This is a genomic window from Brucella sp. TWI432 (assembly GCF_039674445.1).
Lineage (GTDB): Bacteria > Pseudomonadota > Alphaproteobacteria > Rhizobiales > Rhizobiaceae > Brucella > Brucella chromiisoli.
Genome location: NZ_JBDJNL010000039.1, coordinates 1 through 10,325, shown reverse-complemented (window position 1 = coordinate 10,325; position 10,325 = coordinate 1). Strand labels below are relative to the sequence as shown.

Sequence of the window (10,325 nt, the reverse complement as noted above, 5' to 3'; positions counted from 1 at the left end):
AAGCTTCGTGACGATCTCTTCTGCCTTGTGTCTTTTCGCTACCATTTCAATGTCCTTCTGAGGCTCATAAGCCATACTTCATGAAGGATCACTTTTCAGGGGGCAGACCAGATAGCCGTTGTTGCTCAGGAATTGGACGAATTCGACCGCTCCATCATGTGCGAAACGGATGGAGGGGATAACAAAATCATTAAATTGATGGAAACCCTGCACGATATCGAAGCGGATATCTATCATTGCATTCGCGAAATTGAGGACTACGAACCTGACGAGTGAAGTGGTATGGCTCATCGCAAATGCGCCTCATAGTCATCAGAGCCGGACGTATGCGCGGGTTTCGGCACTTCAATGAGGCGCAAGCCATGGTATTTGACCGCCCGCCCGTCCTCGCGTCGGTACTTCTTTTTCATGATCAATCCGAATCTGGTCAACGAAATGGGCTTGCCACCCTGATCGACCGTGAAGTCAACATATGCCTGATAAAAGTCCTTGGCGGTCACCTCACCGTGTTCGTCAGCTTCGATACATCGGGCACAGAAGGCGGACGTGGGGTCCATCTCGTCGCGGTATTCTTGAGTTTTTGCTTCGACCGAAGCCGGAATAACCAACCCTTCACGCAGGAAGATCAGCACGCCCTCAATCAACCAGTTTAATATTCCGGGATATTCCGGTTGGAATTCTGAAATGACTTCTTCAAATTCGCGCTGTTCTTCCTTTTTGAGCGTCACAGGCCAATGCACCACGACCATGCGCCGCCAAATGCCATTGTCCGTGCCAGTGATGCGTGGATAGCCGTTGCCGGACATGTGCCCGGTGAATATGGGTTTGAAATCAAAATACCCCTGAAACAGGTCACGGACGGTAAAGTCCTCGCCGCCGGTCAAATCCTTGACCAGATTTTCGCGCAAATCCTCGCCTTCAGGCAGTTCTTTGACACGCAGGAAGCGCCGGCCATAGAGACGCGCCATATCAGGCGAGGCCGCACCGCCTGAATTGCCTTCACCGATAAAGGACTCGGATGGAAGGGTGACCGAAACGTCACCAAGCAAGCGGCAGAGGGTTTCCATATAGACCGATTTGCCGTTCGCACCGAAACCGTAATGAAAGAACAATTTCTGTACAGTGATCCCAACCAGACCCAATCCAGATGCGACCTGAACCATGCGACGCACATCATCGCTTGGCAGCATCCGTTTAAGGAAGGCATCCCATTTCGGGCATTTGGCATTCTTGTTGTAAGCGACAGGCACAATCTGCGTCATCAGGTCGGCGCGGCGGTGCCCTTTTAAAACTTTGACGTTTGCGGTTTTGCGCTCAATGGTTTCCGGGATGTCCTCGCGATTATCGTCGGGATCGTCAAAAGCCGGGTTGCGCACTTCTTCGACTTTGCGCGAAAAAACAAGCGTATGATCAAGTAAAGCGACCTTGAGCGGGTCAGCGTTGAAATCATCCGGCGAGCGCATCACATGCGGCGCGAGACAGGTCAGCATCGCTTCCAGTCGCGCCCGGTTTTTCGACGTGACCGCATGGTCCATGCGCCGTTTCTTGCGCTTGGCAAGGTTCTCCTTTGCATTCAACGCCGCGTCAGCCAGCCTTTTTTCCGGCTTTGATCGCTCATCTTCCCCCTTTTTGAGGGATTCCTTTCCCGCTTTGACGGCTTCTTCCTCGGCAGGGGTATATTGCAGGAATTCGGTTTCCATGGAGATGCGGCCACCAAGCTGCTGTGCAATAGCAAGGGAACGCGGATCGCCCGTGTCGATATCCCAATGGGTACCATCCCAAATCGCATAAGTTGCCTTACGGGCTTTGCTCTGGGCGAGCACGAGCATATCCTCACCAAAGTGGCGTTTCAGGCGTTCTGCATTGTCTGTGTCAGAATGATCAAGCACAGAGCAGGCGCGCACTACCTCGCGGTCCACTATCCTGTCCCCGCGCGCGGTGGCCGCTGGCTCACCATCGTCCGGGGAGTGTGCATCAGGCACACCATAGGTATCGGGGTTGCGGGGCTCAATATCGGCGGCTTCCGCCTGCCGCGATGCTTCATCCATTATGGCGCGAACAGCCGCTGGAATGTCTTTGGTTGGCTTATTCACGCGGCACCTGCCATCATTTCAGAAAAATCTATGCCTGCTGGTGGCCACGCAATTGCCACCCGCCTGTCTGGCTTGATTATGCGCGCCTTGGCTCTGGCCATGGCGGCGGCGGTCATGATGCGCTCAGAATCCCCGTCACCAAGAAGAACCACATCACGCACATGCTCACCGATCCAAAATCCATCCTGCGGGGTTTGATCGGGACGGGGGATTGCGCCCTGCACCATGACAGGGCGCGGGCGTCCCTTGGCATCTTCTTTTTTGAGCGTGGGATGCGCAAACTTTGAAGCAGGATCGGCGGGGCCGGAGAGGTTGCCAAGGTCGCCAGCAGCAAAATAGAAGGTGTCAGGCCGCAGGTTTTCCGCACGTGCAACCGCCAGTGTGTTTTCGATGCCTTCACCGCCAACCCAGCGCGCCAGATCTGGCTTTCCTGCAAGCGGTATCAATCCCCCTTTCTTGGAGCCGCGCATTTTCTTGGTTGGCAATATTTCGCCTGTCGCGGGGTCGATGATTGATGGCCTGCATTTTGGGCGGTGTTTGAGGTCAATCCAGGTGATGTGACAGCCGATGACACCAAAGTCGGCGCCAATGATCGGGGCTATCATGGCCGGGCCTTCATGGATCATGTTCCCGGCATGCCAGTAAGCCGCATCCGCGCTGATGCGAAGCCAATCACCGCCGGGTACGCAGGCCCCACGGACAGAAAGATAAAATCGGCCTTCAGGCATAGAAGAACTGCGCAGACTGGAGGCACGGCCATAAATGGCGCGCGCCTTGTTTCGCTCGATTTCGCGATAGTCGGCGTGTTTTTCCGCCTGTTCGGCCTGCAGCGCGGCATTGCGCTGGCGCTGTTCTTCCAGCCGCTTCAGGCGTGCAGTTTTGTCGTCATCGGTTTCCCGCTCGCCACCATCCGGCACAGGCAAGCCCAACAGGATAGAGCAAGCTTCATAAAAACCCTCACGGGTTTTAGGGTTCAATCCACGCACATGCGCAGCCATGCCGATGGCGTCATTGCCGCCTATTCCACCTTGGCGGCAGTTCCATTTATTCTTCTGGGTGTTGAAGGCAAATGTGTCGCGACCGCCGCAGGCGGGGCAGGGTTGCGGGTGCTCATTTCCGCGCGGGTTGCATTTCAGTCCGAGGCGCTGTGCAGCATCTGCGATTGTGACGGCGCGCGCATTTTCGACAAAAAGCTTCAGGGCAGCACTCATTGCGCTCCCCCCACTTGGTCACGACCTTTCACGCCCCAATAGTCATCCAGCTTCCATTGGCTGCAGGTCGTGTTGAAGTATGACCGGATTTTGTATTCTGACATGCCGGTGGCTTTGACCATCTGACGGCGGGTCAGTCCCATTTCGCGCAATAGCAACAATCCTTCGATGATCATGGCTGTTGGCAGTTCGGGATTAAAACTTGCAGGCGTGATGCTGCCGGGCTGGCCGAACGTTTTCATGGATAAACCTCTCGTCGAGTGGCGAGTTCTTTGCGGTCAAAAAAGCTGATGGGGCGTTCAAGCCAGTTGCAGAGCGCTTGAGTGGATTCAGGCCCGATGCGCCGCCCACTGATTATGCGGCGGACATCATCAAGCGGAATCGCGCAGCGGCGGGCAACCTCGCCCTCCCTCATGCGGCAGCAAATGCGCTTGCGGTCCACATACATGCCGAGAATGGTGAAATCGGTTGAAAAGGCGGGTGTCATCGGACCGCCTTTTTGATTGAAAAATTCGGACAAAAATATCCGAAACTTGTTGACACTCGGACAAAAATATCCGATATTGTTTTTGTCAGCACGGAGAACCCGATGGACAAAAGAGACCGCTTCATTGCCGAGCTAAGGGATGAAGCAAAAGCGCAAGGGTTGGCCTTCAGGGTCAGCAAGAGCAAAGGGAAAGGCGGACACGCAACAGTATGGGTAGGAGATCGCTTCACCACACTGCCAAGCCGGGAAATTGATCCCAAGACCGCCTCGAAGATCAAGAAAGGGTTGGGGCTCATCTGAGCCCCGCCCACCTCACAAAGGAAAAAAGGGCTAGAAGAATGAGAACATATGCTTACGCAGCCGTGTTCGAGCCGACCGAGCGGGAAGGGGGCTTTGTCGTTACATTTCCAGATGTGCCGGAAGCCATTACCGAGGGCGATGACATTGCGGATGCGCGCGCGCAGGCTGCAGATGCGCTCGGCGTGGCACTGCTCACCTATCTGGAGATGGGACGAAGCTTGCCCGAAGCAAAGGCAAAGGGAGAACTGATCTGGCCGGATGCGGAAGTCGCAACCAAGGTCGCCGTGATTGAGACTTTCCGCGCTTCGGGCATTTCGAGAACCGAACTCGCCCGCAGGCTTGGTAAGGACGAGAAAGAGGCGCGTCGCCTGCTTGATCCTGATACTGCGACCAAGCTTCCTCTCATGACTGCCGCACTTGCGGCCATGGGGCAGAAGTTGGTTATAGGATTGGAGGCAGCTGAATAGATCAATCGTCATCCTAACACCTCTGTGCTGAATAAAGGGCCGTGATCGGTCGTTGAGGATGGCGCGTCAGCTATGACGCGCCATTCTTTTTCTATTCGGCGTTTGGCGAGGGCCGCATATTCCGGGTTGAGTTCAATAAGAATGGCTTCACGGCCATGGCGCGCTGCCACAAGGCCCGTGGTTCCGGCCCCGCCGAATGGATCAAGGATGAGGCCACCTTTCGGAGATCCGGCGAGAATGCACCGCCGTGCAAGCTCTGGAGGAAATGTCGCAAAATGCGCGTCACTGAAGGGCTGAGTTGATATAGGCCAAACATCCAGTGGTGCTGGCTCATAGTTCCGTAAATAGCGACGGACCGGGGGGACGATCATGGCATCGTTGAAACTGGTATTGTTTTTTATACCAGACCCCGAAGCAGCTTCTTTTTTGCCACCACGCACAACAGCTTTCATCGGGCCGTTACTTTTTGCGTTGCCGTTTGCACGAAAGCTTCCGACCTGGTTGATTACGTCCTGCGAAACTCGTGCGTTGGTGCTGGGGCTCGCCGCCTGGCAAACAGCGTCCGCGTCATAGTATGCGCCCATGCGAATCCAGCGCGCACCTTCGCGTGAAGGGTCAGTGATGAAAGGGCAGCGTTCAGTCAGATCCGGCGAAAAGGATATCTCACCTGTATCGCGAGCGCGCCATATGTCGCCATTGTCAGATTTCGTCAGCATGAAGATTTTCTCATGTGCGGACGATGGGCGATAGGCCCCGGAGGAATCCGGCATTGGATTGGATTTGCCCCAGATGATCTCCGAGCGCACCCACCAGCCAGCGTCCTGTAGGGCGATGGCCAGCCGGTTCGGGATCATCAGCAAGTCTTTCGGCTTGATACCGTTGCCGATGGTAGAAAACGGCTTGTCCCGAAAGGTGCGGTCATCAGAACCTTCTGCCTTGTAGTCGGCGGCAGACTTGCCGTTCGGCGTGGTGGCGTAGCAGTCGCCATAATTGATCCAGCATGTGCCGGTGGGCTTCAGCACACGGCGCACCTGGTCAAATACCGCGACCATCGTTTCCAGATGCGAAGCAAGTGTCGGTTCCAGACCGATTTCGAGCGGTTTCAACGGGTCAGAGTCGTCAATATAAGACCGTAGGCCCCAGTAAGGCGGCGAGGTTACAACGCAATCCACGCTGTCGGACGGCAGACGCGCGAGCGCGGCCATGACGTCATCGACAATGATTTCCACGCGACCATCAAGCAGACTGATCGTCATCGCAGCACCATCGGGCAAAACAGAACGGCGGCATAAGCTCCGGCAAGCGTGGCGCCCATGCAGCAAGAGGCAACCAATAGCAATATGCTCAGAGCAGACGGTTCTTTTGGAGGTTGGCGCGTCATGGTCACTCATCCCCTATGACGCGAAGGGCAGGCTCGCCGCGACGGGCATTGGCAATGTGGCCGGAAAGCTCGCGGCGTAGGCCGGAAATATTGCGCTCAACATCGCTTGCAACCTTGTCGAGCTGCATGGCTTCTGTGCCGGTAACTTTACCGTCAGCAAAAACGCGCGCTCCGGTGCTCATTACCTCTCCAACACTGACGACGAATTCAGAATGCGCAGCAAGCAGATTGCCCGCTGCGCGCACATCTTCATCAGGCTCTGTCAGTCGGCGGTTGTTGAGCGAAGCCATCACGGATGTGAGGCACAACACACCGCATTCGTTCTCAAGCTTATAGACGACATTGAGAGGCATCAGGTCCGTCTCTGTCGATAGATTCCAGCGTCCGACCTGGCTTTTTGAAAAGCCGGAAAGTTCGACAACGCGCTCAATGCCACCGCAATATTTGATGAGGTCACGCTGTGCCGACTTGATCCTCTGGAACCACGCATCTGTCAGTTGCGTCATGGGGAAGTCCTCAAAAGGCAAAGTTTTCCCGTGGCGGGAAAAGCCGCTGTTTTTTCCCGTTAAGGGAATGGATTTTTCGTGTCAGTTTGGCCGGGTCAGATCATCAAGGCGGCGCGCAGTTTCTTCCGGTTCGGAAGCAACGGGTGAGCCGTCTGAATAAGGGGGCAAAACCATGCCGATCACATCTGCTGAAACACAGCTTGCCAAGGAAACCATACTTGCTGCGATCTTCAAAGAGGCCTTCATAGAGGCGTCCGTATCCTTCGGGCGTCGAGACACGAAGGCGTTCGATATCTTGCGCAGGCAGCTGCGTGATCTCGCCGACCGCATACCGGCGCGTAAGCTCGTGGAGACGGCGGCTCTGCAGGCTGGCGCGACGGATGTGGAGGAATTGCGCAAAGGCGCTATTCGAGACGCGGCCTTTGCTCTCAACGAAGCATTCCAGGTCGCGGCGAAGCGCGTCCATCGAAGGCTGTAAGATGTCGCGGGCCAGTTCATTCCCCTCACAGTCAAGCAATCGCTGCTCTTGAGCGATCGCACGGCGAAGTAACAACGCAATACGGCGCAGCCGCACCCTATTCAGGTCGCGGCGTGAGTGTCCGTGCAGAAAGGCGCAGCATGCATTATCCAGACGGCGATAGAACAGCGAAAGTGAGTTCATATGAGCTCCTCCGTTTCCGTGGAAGCGTCGAATACGGGGAGAAAATCATCTGCGGTAAGATGAATATTTCTATTTGCTGCGGCCGCAATAATTGGTCGAATATGCTCAATTGGTATCAAGCCGCCGGTGCCCCCCTTATCTTTTGGGCGCATCCAACGATAAGCGCGAGAAACATGCACACCACAAACGCGCGCAACATCTTCGGCACCAATTTTGGTGATGATACTTTTAGCGGGGTCAAGGTGTTGTTTGGTCATGGAGGCATTATTCGCGAATTTCGCGATTTAAGTCAAGCGTGCTTCGCGAATTTCGCGATAGATAATTTCGCGATAGTCGCGATTATATCGTCATGAGCGATCCGCAGGTTACATATAAGCTTTGGCTTAAGCAGGAGTTGGGAAGGCGCCCCAGGGGTACTAAGGGGGCGTTAGCCAAGTTCTTAGGTGTGAGCGCAGATGCGATTACGAGAATGGCTAATACTGAGAACGGCAAAGAAGCACGCGAAATCAAAGCGCACGAGCTCCCTCTAATTCAAAAGTTTTTTTCAGAGCAAGGTGCTGAGCCTGAACCTTTGCCGTCGGTCATAATAAATGATGGCCCGATCAGAGGTGATCAGGCCATAATCGACATGTTAAAAAGAATAGAGGGGTTAGATCAGCGCGGTGTAGAAGTTGTGTTTTCAGTTATAGATTCTGTCATTCAGCGTCAGCCATCCAAATCAAAACCATCTTCCGTTGATGATCTACCCGAGAGCGCCAAGCCCCACCGTGAATTGAAGTCATAAGATTAGCGATTGAGATCGTCTCGCGCTCGATCTTCTTCATCAATCGCATTTCATCACTTTCTAAAGCGTCGTCCATTATTTTATCGGCGGCGCTTTTTTCGATCACCGGAGCTTTCGGGACGAATCTAATCATTCACATCTCCAGTGACGCTAAACCTTTTCCATTTCCTCGACTTCTGGGGGTAATTGGTCGCCATGCGCATAGATCAGCTTAGGTGGGTCGAAGTCACCTGTTTCAGCATCGCCCGTATTGGTGAAGGCTATAACCATAGGGCTGCTAATAGCCATTCGCTCTGCTGTGCGGCGTGCGTGGGCTATGTCTTTCGCTATGAACGGTGTGTCAGGTTGCAACTTACCCCGCTGCCCCTTGCTGTAGCTTTGTACGATGAAATTTGTCTGCATGCCCATTACCCATATTTCCTGTTACGCTTGTTGTACCGAAATGATGACTCATGAATTAGAACATATCAAGAACGCAATGGGAAATAACAAGTCCAAAAATCGTAGAAACGCAATGTAGTGGAAAACCACTGATTCTAATCATGCGGACAGCGCAGATAAAATAATTCGCGATAATCGCGATTATTTAATTGACATTATTCGCGATAATCGCGAATGTCGCTTCCATCAAACCGCTGGAGGCGATGATGAATATTTCGACACAAACTGCATCCTATGCGTCCGCGACGCACTTTCGCACAATCAATCCAGTCCGCACGTCTGATCCACGTGCCCTTGAGGATACGCCACATCTTCGTGCCATCGAAATGGCGCGGACTATGCAGGAAATGGCAGCCTCGCATGGTGCTGCGACATTTCTTGATCTCACCCGCGCCGGTTTTACGTCTGCTGAAATTCTGGAGTTTGGCATTCAGGCGCAGAACCTTGCAGCACAGTGGAAGGCTGAAAGCCGCAAAAAGGCTTATGACAACATCGAAGACATGGCGATGAAAGTGCGCGAGCCAGTCCCCAGCCGCCCACCCATGACCGAGAATTATCTGACGTCACCGGCATTTTTTGAAGCATGGGGACGGTATTGTGCAGGCCGTGCCGCGCTGATGCTTGATCCATGGGCTGCGCAGCGTGAGCGCTGCATTGTGCATCTGGCGCAATTCCTCAATCTGTTGCCGCTTTTGCCGGTTGAACGTGCGCGGCTGACGCTGGCTGCAGAAAAGTCGCTGCCAAAGATTGCCGTTGCTCATGCGAGGGCAGCAGCATGAATGCCAAGTCTTTAAAGGATCAGGAGCAGGCGCCTTATGACGCCACCGCGCCCGTGCAACGTCGCCGTTCTATTCTGTCATTTCGTCCTGACGGCAGTCTCATGAATCTGGCGGAGCCGATCGAAGCCGATGTCGATTGGCAGGTGCTGGGGAATGCTCTTTCAAAGATTGCCCGTTTCAACGGGATTTATAGTGGTCTTGCCTATTCTGTTGCGCAGCACAGTGTGATGGGTGCCGATGCCTTGATCAATGAAACAGGTGATGCGGTGCTTGCAGGTTACTTCCTGTTGCACGATGCGCACGAAGCCTGGATTGGTGATCAGTCACGGCCTGCGACCGAGCTTCTGGCAGATGCGCTTTACCGCATGCATGACATTCCGCATCATTGGGTGCGCAATGCCGTCAGCGGAATGAAGGCCGATCTGGATAGGCCTATTTTTCATAAGGCTGGCTTGTCGCCTGTCTTGCCGCAGATTGTTTTCGAAATGGATGATCGCATGCTGCAGGCCGAGGCGCTCGCGCTTTTTGGCAAGGCTGGTTATCGCAATTTGTCAGGCCGCATTCTGCCTTTGCCGAAGCTCACCGGCGCCATCAAACCATGGGGTGCGATGAAGGCCGAAGAACAATGGCTTGATCGCCTCAACCGTTACCTTGGTATCGATTGGAGGGCGGCATGAGCCTCAATCGTCATGAGATGATTGGCCGTCTTGGTGCTGATCCTGAAGTGCGCAGAACCAACAGCGGCGACATGATTGTCAGCATGCGCATTGTTACGTCCGATGTTTGGCGCGACAGAAATACCGGCGAGAAGAAAGAAAAGTCGGAATGGCATACGGTGGTGATCTTCAATCAGAATATCGCCAAGACAGCCGAACAATACCTGAAAAAGGGTAACATCGTCTTCATCTCCGGCAAGGTTCGAACCCGCAAATGGGAAGATCAGAGCGGTAACACCCGCTATTCGACTGAAACCGTGCTGGAATCCTATAGCGGCGATCTTGAGTTGTTGCCGCAAGGCAATGGCGGCGGTCGCGGCACACCAAGCCCGGATGACTACGGCGAAACGCGCACGCGCGATCATCAGAGCAATTCACAATCGGCGGAAAGCTACGCCAGCCAGAGCGGCGGCGGCTTCGCGCGTGATCTCGATGACGAAATCCCTTTTGCGCCGGAATGGCGCGGATAATTTCCCCCGATTTTTAAACCGCAGCAGAG

The 10,325-nt window shown here is 54.3% G+C and carries 16 protein-coding genes; 7 read left to right on the top strand and 9 right to left on the bottom strand.

What is annotated here, in order from left to right; translation table 11 throughout:
• Window positions 1-78: 78 nt before the first annotated feature.
• From ABE527_RS21150 to ABE527_RS21130, 5 genes are read right to left on the bottom strand one after another with little or no spacing between them, the layout of a single operon-like run.
• Window positions 79-291: a hypothetical protein gene (locus ABE527_RS21150; RefSeq protein WP_499698230.1), complete on the bottom strand. Its 213-nt coding sequence runs from the start codon at window positions 289-291 to the stop codon at window positions 79-81.
• Window positions 288-2,093, bottom strand: coding sequence for a DNA primase family protein (locus tag ABE527_RS21145; protein ID WP_499698229.1), 1,806 nt, complete (start codon window positions 2,091-2,093; stop codon window positions 288-290). Before ABE527_RS21145 ends, ABE527_RS21150 begins: the two co-directional genes overlap by 4 nt.
• Window positions 2,090-3,304: a DUF7146 domain-containing protein gene (locus ABE527_RS21140; RefSeq protein ID WP_499698228.1), complete on the bottom strand. Its 1,215-nt coding sequence runs from the start codon at window positions 3,302-3,304 to the stop codon at window positions 2,090-2,092. Before ABE527_RS21140 ends, ABE527_RS21145 begins: the two co-directional genes overlap by 4 nt.
• A complete protein-coding gene (locus ABE527_RS21135; protein WP_396997243.1) occupies window positions 3,301-3,546 on the bottom strand; it encodes a hypothetical protein in 246 nt (81 codons plus the stop codon). Before ABE527_RS21135 ends, ABE527_RS21140 begins: the two co-directional genes overlap by 4 nt.
• Window positions 3,543-3,791, bottom strand: coding sequence for a hypothetical protein (locus tag ABE527_RS21130; RefSeq protein WP_499698227.1), 249 nt, complete (start codon window positions 3,789-3,791; stop codon window positions 3,543-3,545). Before ABE527_RS21130 ends, ABE527_RS21135 begins: the two co-directional genes overlap by 4 nt.
• A gap of 12 nt (window positions 3,792-3,803) precedes the next feature.
• On the opposite strand from ABE527_RS21130, the gene ABE527_RS21125 reads away from it, so the two are divergent.
• On the top strand, window positions 3,804-4,091 hold the full coding sequence (locus ABE527_RS21125; RefSeq protein WP_499698226.1) for a hypothetical protein: 288 nt from the start codon (window positions 3,804-3,806) through the stop codon (window positions 4,089-4,091).
• Window positions 4,092-4,129: 38 nt separating this feature from the next.
• Window positions 4,130-4,558, top strand: coding sequence for a type II toxin-antitoxin system HicB family antitoxin (locus ABE527_RS21120; RefSeq protein ID WP_499698225.1), 429 nt, complete (start codon window positions 4,130-4,132; stop codon window positions 4,556-4,558).
• Between the two features lie 8 nt (window positions 4,559-4,566).
• Here ABE527_RS21120 and ABE527_RS21115 read toward each other — a convergent pair whose 3' ends face one another.
• Together ABE527_RS21115 and ABE527_RS21110 are read right to left on the bottom strand one after the other, a co-directional pair.
• Window positions 4,567-5,814, bottom strand: coding sequence for a DNA-methyltransferase (locus ABE527_RS21115; protein ID WP_499698224.1), 1,248 nt, complete (start codon window positions 5,812-5,814; stop codon window positions 4,567-4,569).
• 127 nt (window positions 5,815-5,941) lie between these two features.
• Window positions 5,942-6,445, bottom strand: a complete 504-nt coding sequence (locus ABE527_RS21110; RefSeq protein ID WP_499698223.1) for a hypothetical protein — start codon at window positions 6,443-6,445, stop codon at window positions 5,942-5,944.
• Between the two features lie 172 nt (window positions 6,446-6,617).
• Here ABE527_RS21110 and ABE527_RS21105 point away from each other — a divergent pair, with 172 nt between their 5' ends.
• Window positions 6,618-6,923, top strand: coding sequence for a hypothetical protein (locus ABE527_RS21105; RefSeq protein ID WP_499695434.1), 306 nt, complete (start codon window positions 6,618-6,620; stop codon window positions 6,921-6,923).
• Between the two features lie 179 nt (window positions 6,924-7,102).
• On the opposite strand, the gene ABE527_RS21100 is transcribed toward ABE527_RS21105, so the two are convergent.
• Complete coding sequence (locus ABE527_RS21100) at window positions 7,103-7,363, bottom strand: hypothetical protein (protein WP_499698222.1); 261 nt, start codon at window positions 7,361-7,363, stop codon at window positions 7,103-7,105.
• 92 nt (window positions 7,364-7,455) lie between these two features.
• Between ABE527_RS21100 and ABE527_RS21095 the strand changes: the two genes are divergently transcribed.
• The gene (locus ABE527_RS21095; protein WP_499698221.1) at window positions 7,456-7,890 is read left to right on the top strand and encodes a hypothetical protein; all 435 of its coding nucleotides are present in this window, start codon (window positions 7,456-7,458) and stop codon (window positions 7,888-7,890) included.
• Window positions 7,891-8,040: 150 nt separating this feature from the next.
• Here the strand turns inward: ABE527_RS21095 and ABE527_RS21090 are convergent, their stop codons facing one another.
• Window positions 8,041-8,178 carry a hypothetical protein gene (locus tag ABE527_RS21090; RefSeq protein WP_499698220.1) on the bottom strand — a complete coding sequence of 46 codons (138 nt, stop codon included), beginning with the start codon at window positions 8,176-8,178 and terminating at the stop codon, window positions 8,041-8,043.
• Window positions 8,179-8,537: 359 nt separating this feature from the next.
• On the opposite strand from ABE527_RS21090, the gene ABE527_RS21085 reads away from it, so the two are divergent.
• From ABE527_RS21085 to ssb, 3 genes are read left to right on the top strand one after another with little or no spacing between them, the layout of a single operon-like run.
• Window positions 8,538-9,110: a hypothetical protein gene (locus tag ABE527_RS21085; RefSeq protein WP_499698219.1), complete on the top strand. Its 573-nt coding sequence runs from the start codon at window positions 8,538-8,540 to the stop codon at window positions 9,108-9,110.
• The gene (locus tag ABE527_RS21080; protein ID WP_499698218.1) at window positions 9,107-9,787 is read left to right on the top strand and encodes a hypothetical protein; all 681 of its coding nucleotides are present in this window, start codon (window positions 9,107-9,109) and stop codon (window positions 9,785-9,787) included. Before ABE527_RS21085 ends, ABE527_RS21080 begins: the two co-directional genes overlap by 4 nt.
• Window positions 9,784-10,296 carry a single-stranded DNA-binding protein gene (gene ssb, locus ABE527_RS21075; RefSeq protein WP_499698217.1) on the top strand — a complete coding sequence of 171 codons (513 nt, stop codon included), beginning with the start codon at window positions 9,784-9,786 and terminating at the stop codon, window positions 10,294-10,296. Before ABE527_RS21080 ends, ssb begins: the two co-directional genes overlap by 4 nt.
• The last annotated feature ends 29 nt before the right edge of the window (window positions 10,297-10,325 follow it).

Bases quoted from the DNA above. Each gene is read 5' to 3' on its own strand.
- ABE527_RS21150 (WP_499698230.1), bottom strand. From the start codon at position 291: ATGAGCCATACCACTTCACTCGTCAGGTTCGTAGTCCTCAATTTCGCG.
- ABE527_RS21140 (WP_499698228.1), bottom strand. From the start codon at position 3,304: ATGAGTGCTGCCCTGAAGCTTTTTGTCGAAAATGCGCGCGCCGTCACA.
- ABE527_RS21135 (WP_396997243.1), bottom strand. From the start codon at position 3,546: ATGAAAACGTTCGGCCAGCCCGGCAGCATCACGCCTGCAAGTTTTAAT.
- ABE527_RS21130 (WP_499698227.1), bottom strand. From the start codon at position 3,791: ATGACACCCGCCTTTTCAACCGATTTCACCATTCTCGGCATGTATGTG.
- ABE527_RS21120 (WP_499698225.1), top strand. From the start codon at position 4,130: ATGAGAACATATGCTTACGCAGCCGTGTTCGAGCCGACCGAGCGGGAA.
- ABE527_RS21115 (WP_499698224.1), bottom strand. From the start codon at position 5,814: ATGACGATCAGTCTGCTTGATGGTCGCGTGGAAATCATTGTCGATGAC.
- ABE527_RS21110 (WP_499698223.1), bottom strand. From the start codon at position 6,445: ATGACGCAACTGACAGATGCGTGGTTCCAGAGGATCAAGTCGGCACAG.
- ABE527_RS21105 (WP_499695434.1), top strand. From the start codon at position 6,618: ATGCCGATCACATCTGCTGAAACACAGCTTGCCAAGGAAACCATACTT.
- ABE527_RS21100 (WP_499698222.1), bottom strand. From the start codon at position 7,363: ATGACCAAACAACACCTTGACCCCGCTAAAAGTATCATCACCAAAATT.
- ABE527_RS21095 (WP_499698221.1), top strand. From the start codon at position 7,456: ATGAGCGATCCGCAGGTTACATATAAGCTTTGGCTTAAGCAGGAGTTG.
- ABE527_RS21090 (WP_499698220.1), bottom strand. From the start codon at position 8,178: ATGGCTATTAGCAGCCCTATGGTTATAGCCTTCACCAATACGGGCGAT.
- ABE527_RS21085 (WP_499698219.1), top strand. From the start codon at position 8,538: ATGAATATTTCGACACAAACTGCATCCTATGCGTCCGCGACGCACTTT.
- ABE527_RS21080 (WP_499698218.1), top strand. From the start codon at position 9,107: ATGAATGCCAAGTCTTTAAAGGATCAGGAGCAGGCGCCTTATGACGCC.
- ssb (WP_499698217.1), top strand. From the start codon at position 9,784: ATGAGCCTCAATCGTCATGAGATGATTGGCCGTCTTGGTGCTGATCCT.